Origin of the sequence: Burkholderia sp. ABCPW 14 (genome assembly GCF_001523835.1) — a bacterium.
Classification (GTDB): Bacteria; Pseudomonadota; Gammaproteobacteria; order Burkholderiales; family Burkholderiaceae; genus Burkholderia; species Burkholderia mayonis.
Window position 1 is genome coordinate 81,404 of sequence record NZ_LOVS01000179.1, and the last position, 17,042, is coordinate 98,445.

Sequence of the window (17,042 nt, forward strand, 5' to 3'; positions counted from 1 at the left end):
TTGCGGCGCCGTTGGAGAAACGCGGCTCGCTTGAAGGTGCCGCTTCCGGCCGGTCGCCGAATTGCCGCGATGACGGCGCCGGGGCGCGCATTGCGGCGCCACACCGCGATTGTTTGGCGTCGTCCGCCCGGCCCCAAGATGCCATGGGTGCAGCGTCGTCGGCTCGCATGCGCGGGCGCCGCGCGCTCACCTCACGGCTCGCCGCGGCGCGGCTCGTGGCGTGCGAGGCCTGCGGCGATGCCGCGTCACGTCACGCGGACTGCCGCGTCCGATCCCGGCGCTTGTTCACCGCGTCGTCGAGCATCCGCTCTGCATTTTTGAACGCGTCGCGCAGCGCGACGTACACGTCCTCGTCGGATTCGCGATTGGACACGAGCTCGCGCCCCGGGATCGTCACGTCGATGTGCACGTCGAACGGCTTGCCCTGGTGCTTGTGCTTGTCGTCGAGGATCACGCTGATCCGGCAGCGGATGATGTCGGCGCAATAGCGTTCGAGCTTGGCGGCGTGGCGGGTGACGGCCTCTTCGAGCGCGTCGGAGCGAGACATGCCTTGAATCGAAATTTCGAGCGGTAATTTCATTGTTGTACTCGGTGAAAGACGAAGTTGGTCGTGCGTATGCGCCGTCGACCACGGACCGTGCGCGAAGCGGATTTGCGCGGCCCGGGGCCTTGCGGGCGGACGCCTTCATTGTTCGTCGTGGCGCGAATTGCGGCTTGACGTCGATCAACGCTGGGCGATTGCGCTCAGGCGAGCATGGAGTGCGTTCACGGTGCGAATGCGCTGTGGTGCGGCGGCGCATCTTGTGCGAGCGGGAAAGGTGCGGCGCGCATGGTGTGCAACGCGAGCGCCGTCCATCGCCGCGCTCGGTGCGCGAGCGCCCGAATGCGCGGCATGGCTTCGTTGACTCAGGTCAACGTCGGCGCGGACGCCTGCCATAGGCTGAGGCTGTCATTGCATTCGTTCGGCGTCATGCAAGGAGCGTCCCCATGAACCATCGCACGCGGCCTTTCAAGGCAGGCAGTCACGAAGAGGTCTATCCCGGACTCGCGCAAGATCCTTGTGCGATGCGTCGCAAACTGCGTGAGCCGACGGTGTGCCCGACCTGCGGCGCGGTCTTCAGCGCCGGGCGCTGGCAGTGGCTCGCGCGTCCCGACGATGCGCACGAGCATCAATGCGGCGCCTGTCAGCGCACCGCCGAGCGTCTGCCGGCCGGCTATCTCCATATCGACGGACCATTCGCCAACGAGCATCTGTCCGAGCTGCTCCAACTGCTGCGCCATCACGAGGAGCGTGCGCGCGCGGGGCGCCCGATGCAGCGGATCATGTCGATCGACACCGACGGCGGCGCGACGGTCGTGACCACCACCGACGTCCATCTGGCGCGCAATCTCGGCTCGGCGCTCAAGTCCGCGTATCAGGGCTCGCTCGACCTGAAATACAGCCTCGATGAACAACTCGTTCGCGCGTATTGGCGTCGATGAACGGCGCGTGCTTGCGGGGTAGTCCGCGCGTTTCGGCCGCTGGCGCGCGCGCGTTTGCTGCAGCCTCGTCGTGTGCTGGCAGCCGATGCGATGCGCAATCGTCGTGCGCGAGCATGTCGATGTCGTGCGATGGCGCAGACCAAGTTCGCCCGAACGCCGGCGTCGGCGACCCGGCCGCCGTGCGGCGCGGCATCCGGGCCGACCACCCGTGCAGGCCGGTTCGATCGATGTGCTCTCGAGCCTGGAGGCGGCATGCCTTGGACCGCCGATCGCCACCCGGTCTCGATGTGCAACATGACGCCTTTGGTTCGCGACAAGGCGATCGAGATCGCCAATGCGTTGCTGAGAGAACGGGTGTCGGAAGGTAGCGCGATCGCGTAGGCGAAGCGCTAGGCCTGGCCTGGGCGAGGTGCCGCTTCGTTGCGCACGCAACCGGCGACGAATGGACGCGATGAGCGTGGCTGGCACGGCGACCGTCGACGCTCCCGATTGAGCGACGCGGTTTTTCGCGCTCGTATCGGCCGGGCGATTGTCGACGTGCGGCGGCAGTCGGTTGGTGGTGCGACACGGTGCGATTCGCGCTTTGGCGTTCATGCCGGCTGCCGTTGCCGATGAGACCGGCAATTCGCGCGTTTCACATCGTCGACGGGAGGCGGGAGCGGTGAGTGGCGATTGGCGATTCATGAGGCGCGGGCCGTCGTGGATCGTGCCCCCGAATCGCGAGCAGCAAGCAAATTGCCGTTGCGCTCGAACGACAACTTCGGATATCATTGCCGATTAACCGCGCTGTCGCGGTAGCTGCTGGGTTCGACCGAACGCGCGCCTTGCCCGTCCAGGGTTCGAGCGAGCCGGGCGCCTTGGCATGCGTTCCGGTGCCGTGATCCCCGCATGCAAGCAAGACCAAGGAGCGGTAGTTCAGTCGGTTAGAATACCGGCCTGTCACGCCGGGGGTCGCGGGTTCGAGTCCCGTCCGCTCCGCCATCATTCCGAAAGGCGAACTCCGGTTCGCCTTTTTTCTTGCCCGCTGTTGTAATATCGGGCGTTTTGTCCAGCTCACGCCGTCACGCATGCTCGATTTCTTTCGCAATCACCAGCGCCTGATGATGTTCTTCCTGCTCCTGATCGTGCTGCCGGGGCTTGGGATCGTCGGCATTCAGGGTTTCCGTGGGTTCTTCGACGAGAGCGCGAACGTCGCGGCCGTCAACGGACGCAAGATCACGCGTACCGAGTTCGACGGCATGCTGCGCCAGCAGATCGACCAGGCGCGCCAGGCGCTTGGCGCGCAGTTCGACATGAAGGCGTTCGACACGCCGGAGCGCCGTCAGCAACTGCTCGACGGACTGATCCAGCAGCGCGCGCTCGCCGACGAGACGCAGCGCCTGCACCTGACCGCATCGGACGGCGCCGTGCGCCAGACGCTCCTCGGCGATCCCGTGATCTCGTCGCTGAAGAAGCCGGACGGTTCGTTCGACGCCGAGCGCTACACGCAGATGCTCGCGATGCAAGGCATGACGCCCGATCAATACCAGGAGCGCGTGCGCTACAGCCTCGCGCTGCAGCAGATTCCGACGAGCATCGTGTCGAGCGCGTTCACGCCGAAGAGCGTCGCGCGCCGCCTGACCGAACTCGCCGAGCAGCAGCGCGAGGTGCAGCCGATGGTGCTGAAGTCGGCCGATTACGCGGCGAAGGTGCAGCCGACCGATGCGCAGATCTCCGCCTATTACGACGCGCACAAGCAAGCGTTCGCGACGCGCGAGACGGCGACGATCCAGTACCTCGTCTACTCGCAGGCGACGGCCGCCGCGGCGGCGCAGCCGAGCGACGTCGACATCAAGAAGTACTACGACGACAACATCGCGCACTACCGCACCGACGCGCAGGTGCGCGTGAGCCACATCTTCATCGCCGCGGCGAAGGACGCGAGCGCGGCCGACAAGGCGGCCGCGAAGGCGAAGGCCGAGCAGTTGCTCGCCGAAGTGAGGGCGCATCCGGACCAGTTCGCGCAGATCGCCGAGAAGAACTCGCAGGACGCGCCGTCGGCCGCGAAGGGCGGCGACCTCGGCTTCATCACGCGCGGCTCGACCGCGGGCGGCACTGCGTTCGACGACGCCGCGTTCGCGCTGAAGAAGGACGAAATCAGCGGCGTCGTGCAGGGCGACTTCGGCTTCCACATCCTGAAGGTGACCGACGTGAAGCCGGCCGTCGTGAAGCCGCTCGCGGAGGTGAAGGATTCGATCGCCGCCGACCTGAAGCAGCAGTTCGCGGCGAAGGCGTTCGCCGACAACGCGGAAGGCTTCTCGTCCACCGTGTACGAGAAGGCGAAGAGTCTGCAGCCGGCCGCCGACAAGTACAAGCTGACGGTCCAGACCGCGACGGTGTCGCCGCGGCCGAACCCGGCGCTGCCGCCCGACAGCCCGCTCAACAATGCGAAGTTCCTCGCGGCCGTGTTCGCCGTCGATTCGGTGAAGAACGGCAACAACACGCAGGCGATCGACGTCGGCAACAATACGCTGGTCGCCGCGCGCGTGACGAATCACCAGCCGTCGGTCGTGCCCGCGCTCGACGCGATCAAGGACCCGGTGCGCGCGAAGGTGGCCGCCGAAGAGGCGGCGCGCCTCGCGAAGCAGGATGGCGAAGCGAAGCTCGCGGAGTTGCGCAAGTCGAAATCGACGGCGGGCTTCGCCGCGGCCGACAAGATCTCGCGCACGCAAGCGCACGGGCTGCCGCCCGCGGCGGTGAGCGCGATCTACAAGGTCGATCCGAAGACGCTGCCCGCGTACGTCGGCGTCGATCTCGGCGGCGACGGCTATGCGATCTTCCGCGTGAATGCGGTCGTGGCCGCGGCGCCCGTCGACGATCAGCGCCTCGGGGCCGCTCAGCAGCAGCTCGCGCAGGTGTACGCGCAAAGCGAGACGGAAGCGTATCTCGCGTCGCTGCGCACGCGCTCGAAGGTCAAGCTCTATGGCCCGGCCGCCGGCACCGCGCAGGACGGCGCGAACTGACGACGAACGGCGCGCGCGAGCGTGCCGGTTCGATGAGGAAACAGCCCCGCCATCGTGCGGGGCTGTTTCGTTTCTGCGAAGTCGACCGCCTCGGGCGGCTCAGCGGGCGTTCGGGGCTCGATTCGTCGAGCGGTGTCGGGCGCGATGGCCGGGGCAGCGGGCGACGGCGCGATGCGAGGCCGCATTGGCGTGCCGGCATGCGTCGTATTGGCCGGCCTGTCGGCGCCCGGCGTCTCCGCGCATCGGCGCACCAGCGCATCAATGCGACGACGCGCGCAACAGCGGCTTGAGCGCCGGCCATACGTTGTCGAGCAACCGGCGCTGCGCGGCCTGTGTCGGATGGATCTGGTCGGCCTGGAACATGTCGGGCTTGTTCTCGATGCCGGCGAGCAGGAACGGCACGAGCGGCACGCGCATGTCCTTCGAGAGCGCCGTGTAGACGCCGTGGAATTTCTGCGTGTAGTCGGGCCCGTAGTTCGGCGGCACGTACATGCCGACGAGCAGTACCTGCGCGCGCGCCTGCCGCGCCTGCGCGACGATCTCGCGCAGATTGCTTTCGGTCGCGGTGAGCGGCACGCCGCGCAGCGCGTCGTTCGCGCCGAGCTCGACGACGACGACGGCGGGCTTGAGCCGCGCGAGCACCGCGGGCAGCCGCGCGCGGCCGCCGCTCGTCGTGTCGCCGGAGATGCTCGCGTTTGCGACGCTATAATCGATCCGCTCGGCCGCGAGGCGCGCGCGCATCAGCGCAACCCAGCCCGTGTCGCGCGGCAAGCCGTATTCGGCCGACAGGCTGTCGCCGAGCACCACGATTACCGGCTTGCCGCCGTGAGCGTCCATCAACGGCACGGCATTCGTTGCGGCGGATGCCGGGCCGGCGAATGTCGCGATCACGGCGAGCGTTGCGCCGACCTTCCAGTGAAATGTGCGTTTCATGCTCAAGATTACCGATCCGATCATCGAAGTACGAAATGTGTGCAAGCGTGTCGCCGATGCCGTCGGCGAGCTGACGATTCTCGACGGCATCGACCTGACGGTCCGTGCGGGTAGCAGCGTCGCGATCGTCGGGGCGTCCGGATCGGGCAAATCGACGCTGCTCGGCCTGCTCGCCGGCTTGGACAGCGCGACCGAGGGCACGGTTCGCCTGTTCGGCCAGGATCTCGGCCAGCTCGACGAGGACGCGCGCGCGGCGCTGCGCAACGGCGCAGTCGGCTTCGTGTTCCAGTCGTTCCAACTGATGCCGCATCTGACCGCGCTCGAGAACGTGATGCTGCCGCTCGAACTGCAGGGCGGCGTCGGCGCGCGCGAGACCGCGAAGCGGGCGCGCGCGTTGCTGGAGGAAGTGGGGCTCGGCGCGCGCACCGGCCACTATCCGAAGCTCTTGTCGGGCGGCGAGCAGCAGCGCGTCGCGCTCGCGCGCGCATTCGTCACGCGTCCGGCGCTGCTGTTCGCCGACGAGCCGACGGGCAGTCTCGACGCGGCGACGGGCCATGCGGTCATCGACCTGATGTTCGAGCTGAATCGCGCGCACGGCGCGACGCTCGTGCTCGTCACGCACGATCCCGAGCTCGCGCGCCGTTGCGGCACGACGGTCGTGCTCGAAGCGGGGCATTTGCGCGGCGCGGATCACGTGCGGCACGAGGCGAGCTGACGCGGGGCGCAGCGCAGGCGCGACGCTGGTGCGTCGCCGATCATCATCGGTCGGCGGTCGGCGAACCTGCCCGTCTCGGACCGATTCGGCGACGCTGCGGGCACCCGCGCTGTGGGGCGGCGTTCGGCTTGGGCGGCGCAGTGCGGAGACGCCGATGCTGCGAGACGCCGAGACGCCGAGACGCCGAGACGCCGAGTCGCCGAGTCGCCGAGTCGCCGAGTCGCCGAGTCGCCGAGTCGCCGAGTCGCCAAGACGCCGAGTCGCCGAGTCGCCGAGTCGCCGAGTCGCCGAGTCGCCGAGTCGCCGAGTCGCCGAGTCGCCGAGACGCCAAGACGCCAAGACGCCAAGACGCCAAGACGCCAAGACGCCAAGACGCCAAGACGCCAAGACGCCAAGACGCCAAGACGCCAAAACCGCAGCCGGACCCGCCCGGAATCGATGCATCGCGCGCGCCGAGCGGCGCGACGCCGCCGCATCGCGTCTGCCGCTCGCCTCGCCGCATACGTCTTGCCTATTGACCCAGTGCCTTTCGCGCGCGCGCGATCAGCGTCGATGTCGATGAATCGTGCTTCGCCGGATCGGCCTGCGCGGCCGTGAGATCGGTCTCGACGACCTTGCCGAGGATCTTGCCGAGCTCGACGCCCCACTGATCGAACGGATTGATGTTCCAAACGGCTGCCTGTACGAGCACCTTGTGCTCGTACAGCGCGATCAGCGCGCCGAGCGTGCGCGGCGTGAGCGCGTCGACGAGCAGCGTCGTCGTCGGCCGGTTGCCCGGGAACGTCAGGTGCGGCGCGAGCTCGGGCTTGTCCGGGCCGGCGATCTTGCGCGCTTCGTCGAGCGTGCGGCCGAGCATCAGCGCCTCGCTCTGCGCGAAGCAGTTCGCGAGCAGCTTCGGATGATGGCTCGCGAGCGGATGCTCGGGCGTGAGCACGGCGATGAAGTCGATCGGCACGAGCGTCGGGCCCTGGTGCAGCATCTGGAAGAAGGCGTGCTGCCCGTTCGTGCCGGGCTCGCCCCAGGTGACGGCGGACGTCGGGTAGTCGACGAACGCGCCGTCGATCCGCGCGGACTTGCCGTTGCTCTCCATCTCGAGCTGCTGCAGATACGACGGCAGGTAATGCAGCGCTTCCGAGTACGGCGCGACGAGGTAGCTCTGCGCGCCGAAGAAATGGCGATACCAGATGCCGACGAGGCCCTGCAGCACCGGCAGGTTGCATTCGAGCGGCGCGGTGCGGAAGTGCTCGTCCATGTCGTGCGCGCCGGCGAGCAGCTCGTCGAAGCGCTCGGGCCCGATCGCGATCATGATCGACAGGCCGACCGCCGACCACAGCGAATAGCGGCCGCCGACCCAGTCCCACATCTCGAACACGTTCGTCTCGGCGATGCCAAACTTGACGACCTCGGCGGGATTCGCCGACACGCCGACGAAGTGCTTCGCGAGCGCATTCTCCGGGCAGCCCTTGGCGACGAACCAGTCGCGCAGCGAGCGCGCGTTCGTCATCGTCTCGAGCGTCGTGAAGGTCTTCGACACGATGATCGCGAGCGTCTCTTCCGGATCGATCTGCTCGAGCACGCGCGCGAGATCGGCGCCGTCGACGTTCGACACGAAGTGCGTCGAGATGTCGGGCGTCGCGACGTGATGCAGCGCATGGACGACCATCTTCGGCCCGAGGTCCGAGCCGCCGATGCCGATGTTCACGACGTGGCGGACCCGCTTGCCGGTATAGCCCGTCCACGCGCCGCTGCGCACGGCGTCGGCGAAACGCGCCATCTTCGCGCGCTCGGCCGCGACCTGCGCGTGAAACGGCGCGTCGGGCGAATTCGCGCGCAGCGCGGTGTGCAGCGCGGCGCGGCCTTCGGTCGGGTTCACGATCTCGCCCGCGAACATCGCGTCGCGGCGCGCCTCGACGCCCGCTTCGCGTGCGAGCTGCACGAGAAGACGCAGCGTCGCGTCGGTGATGCGGTTCTTCGAGAAGTCGGCGGCGAGGCCGCCGCCTTCGAACGTGAAGCGCTCGGCGCGCGTGGGGGCGGGATCGTTGGCGAGGGCGAACCAGTCGCGCAGATGCGCGTCGCGGATCTCTTCGTAGTGCGCTTGCAGCGCGGGCCAAACGGGGAGCGAATTCAGCGTCATGGCGATCAGGAGCGAAACAGCACGAATCGGGGAAGGCCGCGCCTGCATGCCGGCGCGCGGCATGCAGGCGGACGAGGAGCCCGCCTGCGGCGGGACGATCAGTATAGCGGCGCTTGGCCCGGCGTGGCGGGGCGCGTATAAAACAGCCGATTGATCAGCACGCGCACCACGGCTGCGAGCTCGCCCGCGGCCATGCCCGCCGGGCCCGCGCCCGCCGCGCACAGCCGCTCGGCGGCGAGCCCGTGCAGGTAGACGCCCGCGAGCGCGGCTTCGTAGCGCGGCATCCGCTGCGCGAGGAACGCACCGATCAGGCCGCCCAGCACGTCGCCCGTGCCGCCCGTGGCGAGCGCCGCGTTGCCGGTCGGGTTGATCGCGACGCGGCCGTCGGGCGCGGCGATCACGGTGCCGGCGCCCTTCAGCACGACGACCGCCGAGAAGCGCGCGGCGAGCGCGCGGGCGGCCGCGACGCGGTCGCGCTGGACGTCGGCCGCATCGGTCGCGAGGAGGCGCGCGGCTTCGAGCGGATGCGGCGTGAGGACCGCGGCGTCGCCCGCGCGGCCGCGCGCGGCGAGCGCATCGGCGAGCTCGGGCGTCTTCGCGATCAGGTTCAGGGCGTCGGCGTCGATCAGCTTCGGCGCGTCGAGCGGCAGCAGCGCCGCGAGCGTGCGCGCGGCGCGCTCGCTCGCGCCGAGCCCGCAACCGATCGCGAGCGCGGTGAGCGCGGCGGTCGGCAGCGCGTCGGCGGGATGCAGCATCAGCTCTGGATACGGCGGATCGTACGGCGGCGCGCCCACGCCGACGAAGCCGACGTGGACCTTGCCCGCGCCTGCGAAGAGCGCCGCGCGCGCGGCGAGGATCGGCGCGCCGCACATGCCGGTGTCGCCGCCGATGATTGCGACGCTGCCGTACGTGCCCTTGTGCGAGGCGAACGCGCGTTCGGGCAGGCGCGCGCCGAAGAGGTCGGGGGCGTTCAGCCGGATCGCGGGCGCGGCGAGCGCGTCGAGATCGAGGGGCGCGACGTGAATCTCGCCCGCGAGATCGCGCCCGTCGCCGGTGTAGAGGCCGGGCTTCGCGGCGATGAACGACAGCGTGTCGGTTGCCGCGACGGCGGGCCCCGCGCCGACGTGCACGCCGGTGTCGCTGTCGAGGCCGCTCGGCACGTCGAGCGCGAGCACGCGGCCCGTGTGCCGCGCGCGCGCCGCCATTCGCTGCGCGATCGCCGCGAACGCGCCGTCGAGCGGCCGCGCGAGGCCGATGCCGAACAGGCCGTCGACGAGCCAGCCGTAGCCGTCGAACGATTCGGGCGCCGCGTCGTCGATCGGCACGTTCGCCGCGCGCGCGCGTTCGAGCGCCCAGCGCGCGTCGTCGGGATTCGCTTCGATCGGCATCCAGACGTCGGCCGCGAAGCCGAGCCGCCGCAGCTCGGCCGCGGCGACGAGCGCGTCGCCGCCGTTGTTGCCGGGGCCGACCGCGAACCAGACGGGCCGCGGGTCGCTGACGAGCCGCGTGGCGAGCCACTGCGCGGCGGACTTGCCCGCGCGGTCCATCAGCGTGTGCGGCGGCAGCCCGGCGGCGGCCCCGGTTTCGACGTCGCGCAGCTCGGCGACGGTCAGGAGCGGCTCGCTCGCGTGAATCGGCGGCGCGTCGAACGGATCGAGCGAGTGAAGCAGGGGAGAATCGGCAGTGGCGATCATGGGCGGCTCGCGATCACGCGCCGCCCGCGTGCAGCCGGGTGGCGTCAGGTGGCAAAGCGCTCCGCGCGCAGCGCGGCGAGCGTGTCGGCGGGCACGCGCTGCGCGCCGCCGCCGACGTAATCCGCCACCACTTTAGCAGACCCGAACGCGAGGCCCCAGCCCGCCGGGCCGTGGCCGAAATTGACGAAGATGCGCGGATCGGCAGTCGGCCCGACGACCGGCAGACCGTCCGGCGACAGCAGCTTCGCGCCTTGCCACGCGCGCGCGGCGGAGATCTTCGCGGTGCCTGGCAGCCAGTCGTGCGTCGCCTGGCCGAGGAGCGCGAGCGCCGCTTCCGACAGCGGCTCGGGCAGCGGCCGCGCGATGTCCTTCGCGCTTTGCAGCACCGCGCCGCCGCCGATCCGCAGCCGCTGGCCGAGTCGCGTGATCGTGATCCGCTTGACCGAATCGACGATGCTCAGATGCGGTGCGTGCTCCTCGTACGCGAGGGGCGCCGTCAGCGTGTGGACGCGCACCGGATGCAGCGGTGCGTGCACGCCGAGCCGCTCGATGAGCGCGAGGCTCTCGGTGCCCGCCGCGACGACGATCGCGTCGGCCGAGACCACGTCGACTTCCTTCGATTTCCCCGCGCGCGGATCGGCCGGGTCGGGCGCGAGCTCGACGGCCGCGCGCTTCGCGTCGGTGCGGATCGCGGCGACCGCGCGGCCGAGCCGGAACTGCACGTCGCGCTCGTCGAGCACCTGCTTGACGAGCTTCACGAAGAGCGGGCAGTTCGCCGTGCGCTCCTGTGCGAACAGCACGCCGCCCGCGAACGCGGGCTCGGCCGGCATCGACGGCTCGAGCGCCGCACATGCGTCGGGCGTGAGCGTCTCGTAAGGCAGGCCGAGGTCGCGCATCAGGTCGAGCGCGGGCTGTGCGTCGTCCCATTCGGCTTGCTCGCGCACGACGTGCAGCACGCCGCTCTTTTGCTCGAATTCGAGGCCGAAGCGGGCTTCGACGTCGGCGATCGCATCGCGCGACAGTTCGACGAGCGGCCGCAGCTTCGCGTACTGCGCGGTGAACGCGGCGGGCTCGCGCAGCGCGTCGAGGCGGCGCGTGAAGCGCCGCAGCGCGCCGTTCAAGCCCGGCTTGTAGACGACGCCGCTCTTCTGCGCGCGCCGCTCGCGCATGAAGGTCGGGCCGAACCACACGTCGAGCGGCGTCGGCAGCAGGGCGCCGCCCTGGCCGTAGCTCGCGCCCTGCGCGACCGTCGCGTGGCGTTCGACGACGCACACGCGATGGCCGGCCGCGCGCAACTGGTAGGCGGTGGCGATGCCGGCCATGCCTCCGCCGATGACGATTACATCCATGTTCGATTCGATGTCGGGCGCCGCATCCGGCCCGATTGAGGATCCGCGTGGCAGGCCGTGCCCGGCCCGGTGAAGCGCGCATGATAGCGCCAAATGACGCGCGCCGGCCGGTGCGGTGCGCGCGGCGCGGCTCGGGGCATGCGGGCGGGCGGCGTGGGGGCGGCCGTTCGGCGGGCGACTTCCGGGTATAATTACGGCCTTCTTTACGCCCCACGTCGCCAGCTTGCGCGACTCATCGACGTCAGTCCAGCCCATGGTTCACTTCTCGTGTTTTCCCGGTGCTTCGGCGCTCTCCGATTTCCGTCAAACCCGCCTGCTCGACGCGCTTCGGCAAATCGACGGCGACATCGTCGCGATCCGCGGCCAGTATCTGCATTTCGTCAATGCGCATGAGCCGCTCGCCGCGGACGACAACGCGCGCATCGACGCGCTGATGCACTACGGCGCGCCGTTCGAGCCCGCCGCCGAGAAGGGCGCGACCGAAACGTTCGTCGTGCTGCCGCGCTTCGGCACCGTGTCGCCGTGGGCGAGCAAGGCGACCGACATCGCGCAGCACTGCGGGCTGTCGCGCGTGCGCCGGATCGAGCGCGGAATCGAGTTCACGGTGACGCTCAAGGCCGGCATTCTGGGCGTCGGCGCGAAGAAGGCGCTGTCGGCCGACGCGCGCGCGGCGGTCGCGGCGGCGCTGCACGACCGGATGACGGAAAGCGTCGTCGGCTCGCGCGACGACGCGCGCCATCTGTTCGACGAGCTGCCGGCGAAGCCGCTCGCGACGGTCGACGTGCTCGCGCAGGGCCGCGGCGCGCTCGGGCGCGCGAACGCCGAGCTCGGCCTCGCGCTCGCCGACGACGAGATCGACTACCTCGTCGACGCGTTCAAGAAGCTCGAGCGCAACCCGACCGACGTCGAGCTGATGATGTTCGCGCAGGCGAACAGCGAGCACTGCCGCCACAAGATCTTCAACGCGCAGTGGACGATCGACGGGCAGGCGCAGGACATGTCGCTCTTCGCGATGATCCGCAACACCGAGAAGATGAGCCCGCAAGGCACGATCGTCGCGTATTCGGACAACTCGTCGATCATGCGGGGCGCGCAGGCCGAACGCTGGTTCCCGCGCGGCGCGAACGGCTCGGGCGAGCCCGCCGAGCGCTATGGTCGCCACACCGAGCTCACGCACACGCTGATGAAGGTCGAGACGCACAACCACCCGACGGCGATCTCGCCGTTCCCGGGCGCGGCGACCGGCGCGGGCGGCGAGATCCGCGACGAAGGCGCGACGGGCCGCGGCGCGCGGCCGAAGGCGGGCCTCGCGGGCTTCACGGTGTCGAACCTCGACCTGCCCGACGCACGCCAGCCGTGGGAAAACGCGCGCGACGCCGCGCAGCCCGTCGGCGAGCGCGATGCCGACGCGCCGCACGGCCCGTACGGCCGCCCGGACCGGATCGCGTCGCCGCTCTCGATCATGATCGACGGCCCGCTCGGCGGCGCCGCGTTCAACAACGAATTCGGCCGCCCGAACCTCGGCGGCTACTTCCGCGTCTACGAGCAGAACGTCGGCGGCCAGGTGCGCGGCTATCACAAGCCGATCATGATCGCGGGCGGCATCGGCAACATCTCCGACGCGCACACGCACAAGCACGACGTGCCGGCCGGCTCGCTCCTCATCCAGATCGGCGGCCCCGGCATGCGGATCGGCATGGGCGGCGGCGCGGCGAGCTCGATGGCGACGGGCGCGAACACGGCCGAACTCGATTTCGACTCGGTCCAGCGCGGCAATCCGGAAATCGAGCGGCGCGCGCAGGAAGTGATCAACAGCTGCTGGCAGCTCGGCGACGCGAACCCGATCCTCAGCATCCACGATGTCGGCGCGGGCGGCTTGTCCAACGCGTTCCCCGAGATCGTCGACGGCGCGGGCAAGGGCGCGCGCTTCGAGCTGCGCAAGGTCGCGCTCGAGGAGTCGGGCCTGTCGCCGCGCGAGATCTGGTCGAACGAGGCGCAGGAGCGCTACGTGCTGGCGATCGCGCCGGCCGAGCTGCCGCGCTTCGAGGCGATCTGCGCGCGCGAGCGCTGCCCGTTCTCGGTGGTCGGCGTCGCGACGGACGAGCGCCAACTGCAGCTCGTCGACGATCAGGCGACGGGCGTCGAAGCCTACCCGGTCGACATGCCGATGGAGGTGCTGCTCGGCAAGCCGCCGCGGATGCACCGCGACGTGAAGCGCGTCGCGGCCGCGCGTGCGAGCGTCGACGTGACGGGCGTGTCGCTCGCCGACGTCGCGCGCGACGTGCTCAAGCACCCGACCGTCGCGAGCAAGTCGTTCCTCATCACGATCGGCGACCGCACGGTCGGCGGCACGTCGGTGCGCGACCAGATGGTCGGCCCGTGGCAGGTGCCCGTCGCCGACTGCGCGGTCACCGCGCTCGACTACGCGGGCTTCGCGGGCGAGGCGATGACGATGGCCGAGCGCACGCCGCTCGCGGTGATCGACGCACCCGCGTCGGGCCGGATGGCGGTCGGCGAGGCGATCACCAACATCGCGGCCGCGCCGATCGCGTCGCTCGACAAGCTGAAGCTGTCCGCGAACTGGATGGCCGCGTGCGGCACCGAAGGCGAGGATGCGAAGCTCTTCGACACCGTGAAGGCGATCGGCATGGAGCTGTGCCCGGCGCTCGGCATCGGCATTCCGGTCGGCAAGGATTCGCTGTCGATGAAGACGAAGTGGGACGAGAATGGCGTCGCGAAGGAAGTCGTCGCGCCGGTGTCGCTGATCATCTCGGCGTTCGCGCCCGTCGAGGACGTGCGCCGCCATCTGACGCCGGAGCTGCGCCGCATCGCCGACGTCGGCGCGAGCGTGCTGATCGCGATCGACCTCGGCCGCGGCAAGAATCGCCTGGGCGGCAGCATTCTCGCGCAGGTCACGCAGCAGGTCGGCGACGCGGCGCCCGACGTCGACGACCCGGAAGACCTGAAGCGCTTCTTCGCGGCGATCCAGTCGCTGAACGGCGCAGGCAAGCTGCTCGCGTACCACGACCGCTCGGACGGCGGCCTGTGGGCGACCGTCTGCGAAATGGCGTTCGCGGGGCACGCGGGCGTGTCGCTGAACGTCGACATGCTGACGCTCGATGCGCAGCACGAATCCGATTACGGCGATGCGAAGGACTGGGCGAAGCAGACGAGCGGCCGCCGCGAAGACCGGACGATCCGCGCGCTTTTCTCCGAAGAGCTCGGCGCGGTCGTCCAGGTGCGCGCGCAAGACCGCGACGCGGTGCTCGGCGTGCTGCGCGAGCATGGCCTGTCCGCGTGCTCGCACGTGATCGGCGCGATCAACGAGACCGACGCGATCGAGGTGTACCGCGATGCGAAGAAGGTCTACGAAGCGCCGCGCGTCGAGTTGCAGCGCGCGTGGACCGAAGTGAGCTGGCGGATCGCGCGGCTGCGCGACAACCCGGCCTGCGCGGACGCCGAATACGACGCGATCCTCGACGCGGAAGACCCGGGCCTGTCGCCCGTGCTGTCGTTCGATCCGGCGGAAGACGTCGCCGCGCCGTTCATCTCGCAAGGGGGCGCCTTTCCGAGCGTCGCGACGGGCGTGCGGCCGCGCGTCGCGATCCTGCGCGAGCAGGGCGTGAACTCGCATCTGGAGACCGCCTACGCGTTCGACCGCGCGGGCTTCGACACGCACGACGTCCACATGAGCGACTTGCTCGCGGGCCGTGCGTCGCTCGCCGATTTCGCGGGGGCGGTCGCGTGCGGCGGATTCTCGTACGGCGACGTGCTGGGCGCGGGCGAAGGCTGGGCGAAGACGATCCGCTTCAACGACAAGCTGGCCGAGATGTTCGCCGCGTTCTTCGCGCGTCCCGACACGTTCGCGCTCGGCATCTGCAACGGCTGCCAGATGCTGTCGAGCCTCGCGTCGATGATCCCGGGCGCCGAAGCGTGGCCGAAGTTCACGCGCAACAAGTCCGAGCAGTTCGAGGCGCGCCTGTCGTTCGTCGAAGTGCAGCGCTCGCCGTCGATCTTCTTCGCCGGCATGGAAGGCTCGCGGATTCCGGTGGCGGTCGCGCACGGCGAAGGCTATGCGGACTTCTCGCAGCAGGGCGATGCAAGCCGCGTCGCGGTCGCGATGCGCTTCGTCGACCACCGCGGCAACGCGACCGAGCGCTATCCGTTCAACCCGAACGGCTCGCCCGCCGGCATCACGTCGGTGACGACGGCGGATGGCCGCTTCACGGTGCTGATGCCGCACATGGAGCGCGTCCACCGCACGGTGACGATGAGCTGGCATCCGGAAGGCTGGGGCGAGGCGAGTCCCTGGCTGCGCGTGTTCCGCAACGCGCGCCGCTGGCTCGGCTGAGCGCAGGCGCTAGATGGGGCATCGTTCTTCGCGGCGCCGGTCGGGATCGGCGCTGCCGCAAGGTTGCTGCGGCCGAGCCGCACTTTGCCGCTCGTGCGACAGGCCGGTCCGCCGCGCGAGCCTCATGAATGCGAAGGCGATTCGGCGATGCCGCGACACCGACGTTTCGTCTGCGCCGCATGCAAAAAAGCCGCTCCAATTTTGGAGCGGCTTTTTTTGCGACGTTCGGCCGCGTGCAATACGCGGTGTCGAAGCGGTGATCGTTACTGGACCTTCGCTTGCTGACGCAGGCCTTCCTCGAACGCTTGCAATTTCTGCTGGACCATCTGCTGCGCGATCTGCTGCTTGACCTGCTCGAACGGCGGCGGCGTGATGCTGCGGATGTCGTCGACGCGGATGACGTGCCAGCCGAACTGCGTCTTCACCGGCGCATCCGTCATCTGGCCTTTCTGCAACTGCTGCGCGGCCGCTGCGAATTCCGGCACGTACGCCTTCGGATCGGACCAGTCGAGATCGCCGCCGTTCTTCGCCGAGCCCGGGTCCTTCGAGAATTGCTTCGCGAGATCCTCGAACTTCGCGCCGCCCTTGATCTTCGCGATCAGGTCCTTCGCCTGCTGCTCATTGTCGACGAGGATGTGGTGCAGGTGATACTCGCGGCCCGCCGCGCTCTTCACGAGATCGTCGTAGCGCGCCTTCAGCTCGGCGTCGCTCGGCTGGTTCTTCTTCAGGAAATCCTCGATCAGCGCGCGCAGCACGGCGGTTTGCTGCGCGACGACGATCTGCGCCTTCACGTCCGGACGATTCGGAATCCCGCGCTTGATCGCTTCCTGCATCAGGATCTCGCGGTTGACGAGTTCCTGGCGCACCGCCTGCTCGAGCTGCGGCGTGTCCTGCTGACCTTGCTGAACGAGCTGCGCGATCATCGCGTCGGCGCGCGACTTCGGAATCGGCGTGCCGTTTACGACGGCGATGTTCTGGGCGAAAGCCGGAGCGGCTGCGAGAGCGGCTGCCGCGGCCCACAGACGGGGAAATTTCAGGATCATCGGGAAGTTCCTAATGAGACGGACTTATTGAGAACGGGAAGATTCTAGATATTCTTCTGGCGTATACGCAACGATCGCGAGCGCGTGAATGCCGCGCTGCATCGCATCGGCGAGCGCATCATACACCAGCCGATGCCGCGCGACGCGCGTCTTGCCGGCGAACGCGGCCGACACGATCGTGACCGTGTAGTGGCCGCCCGCGGCGGCGCCCGCATGGCCCGCGTGCTGCGCGCTGTCGTCGCGCACGTCGAGTGATTCGGGGGCGAGCGCGGCGGAAAGACGCGTCTCGATGAGCGCGATGCGCTCGGCCGGTGCGGCGTGCAGGAAGGCTTCGCTCAT

The 17,042-nt window shown here is 69.5% G+C and carries 12 protein-coding genes and 1 tRNA gene; 6 read left to right on the forward strand and 7 right to left on the reverse strand.

Going from position 1 to position 17,042, the window contains the following annotated elements; genetic code table 11:
* Nucleotides 1-250: 250 nt before the first annotated feature.
* Nucleotides 251-580 (reverse strand): HPF/RaiA family ribosome-associated protein, encoded by a 330-nt coding sequence (locus WS62_RS27295; protein WP_066577520.1) that lies wholly within the window; start codon nucleotides 578-580, stop codon nucleotides 251-253.
* Between the two features lie 407 nt (nucleotides 581-987).
* Here WS62_RS27295 and WS62_RS27300 point away from each other — a divergent pair, with 407 nt between their 5' ends.
* The 4 genes from WS62_RS27300 (at nucleotide 988) to WS62_RS27310 (ending at nucleotide 4,484) form a co-directional block, all read left to right on the forward strand.
* A complete protein-coding gene (locus tag WS62_RS27300) occupies nucleotides 988-1,482 on the forward strand; it encodes a BCAM0308 family protein (RefSeq protein ID WP_066577522.1) in 495 nt (164 codons plus the stop codon).
* 129 nt (nucleotides 1,483-1,611) lie between these two features.
* Nucleotides 1,612-1,863, forward strand: coding sequence for a hypothetical protein (locus tag WS62_RS37020; protein ID WP_156441162.1), 252 nt, complete (start codon nucleotides 1,612-1,614; stop codon nucleotides 1,861-1,863).
* A gap of 523 nt (nucleotides 1,864-2,386) precedes the next feature.
* Nucleotides 2,387-2,463 (forward strand) — tRNA-Asp (locus WS62_RS27305).
* A gap of 86 nt (nucleotides 2,464-2,549) precedes the next feature.
* On the forward strand, nucleotides 2,550-4,484 hold the full coding sequence (locus WS62_RS27310) for a SurA N-terminal domain-containing protein (RefSeq protein WP_066577524.1): 1,935 nt from the start codon (nucleotides 2,550-2,552) through the stop codon (nucleotides 4,482-4,484).
* A gap of 258 nt (nucleotides 4,485-4,742) precedes the next feature.
* Here the strand turns inward: WS62_RS27310 and WS62_RS27315 are convergent, their stop codons facing one another.
* Complete coding sequence (locus tag WS62_RS27315; protein WP_066577526.1) at nucleotides 4,743-5,417, reverse strand: arylesterase; 675 nt, start codon at nucleotides 5,415-5,417, stop codon at nucleotides 4,743-4,745.
* On the opposite strand from WS62_RS27315, the gene WS62_RS27320 reads away from it, so the two are divergent.
* Nucleotides 5,416-6,132, forward strand: a complete 717-nt coding sequence (locus tag WS62_RS27320) for an ABC transporter ATP-binding protein (protein ID WP_066577529.1) — start codon at nucleotides 5,416-5,418, stop codon at nucleotides 6,130-6,132. The two genes, WS62_RS27315 and WS62_RS27320, sit on opposite strands and share 2 nt — an antisense overlap.
* Nucleotides 6,133-6,643: 511 nt before the next feature.
* On the opposite strand, the gene pgi is transcribed toward WS62_RS27320, so the two are convergent.
* From pgi to WS62_RS27335, 3 genes are all read right to left on the reverse strand, one after another.
* Nucleotides 6,644-8,266 (reverse strand): glucose-6-phosphate isomerase, encoded by a 1,623-nt coding sequence (gene pgi / locus WS62_RS27325; protein ID WP_066577531.1) that lies wholly within the window; start codon nucleotides 8,264-8,266, stop codon nucleotides 6,644-6,646.
* A 98-nt stretch (nucleotides 8,267-8,364) separates the two neighbouring features.
* Nucleotides 8,365-9,960: a bifunctional ADP-dependent NAD(P)H-hydrate dehydratase/NAD(P)H-hydrate epimerase gene (locus WS62_RS27330; protein ID WP_066577533.1), complete on the reverse strand. Its 1,596-nt coding sequence runs from the start codon at nucleotides 9,958-9,960 to the stop codon at nucleotides 8,365-8,367.
* A 44-nt stretch (nucleotides 9,961-10,004) separates the two neighbouring features.
* Nucleotides 10,005-11,309 carry an FAD-dependent oxidoreductase gene (locus WS62_RS27335; protein WP_066577536.1) on the reverse strand — a complete coding sequence of 435 codons (1,305 nt, stop codon included), beginning with the start codon at nucleotides 11,307-11,309 and terminating at the stop codon, nucleotides 10,005-10,007.
* A 253-nt stretch (nucleotides 11,310-11,562) separates the two neighbouring features.
* Here WS62_RS27335 and purL point away from each other — a divergent pair, with 253 nt between their 5' ends.
* The gene (gene purL / locus WS62_RS27340; RefSeq protein WP_066577539.1) at nucleotides 11,563-15,660 is read left to right on the forward strand and encodes a phosphoribosylformylglycinamidine synthase; all 4,098 of its coding nucleotides are present in this window, start codon (nucleotides 11,563-11,565) and stop codon (nucleotides 15,658-15,660) included.
* A gap of 263 nt (nucleotides 15,661-15,923) precedes the next feature.
* Here purL and WS62_RS27345 read toward each other — a convergent pair whose 3' ends face one another.
* Both WS62_RS27345 and WS62_RS27350 read right to left on the reverse strand, forming a co-directional pair.
* Entirely contained in the window at nucleotides 15,924-16,703 is a 780-nt protein-coding gene (locus WS62_RS27345; protein WP_066491848.1) for a peptidylprolyl isomerase, read from the reverse strand.
* A 24-nt stretch (nucleotides 16,704-16,727) separates the two neighbouring features.
* Nucleotides 16,728-17,042, reverse strand: a complete 315-nt coding sequence (locus WS62_RS27350) for a BolA family protein (RefSeq protein WP_066491849.1) — start codon at nucleotides 17,040-17,042, stop codon at nucleotides 16,728-16,730.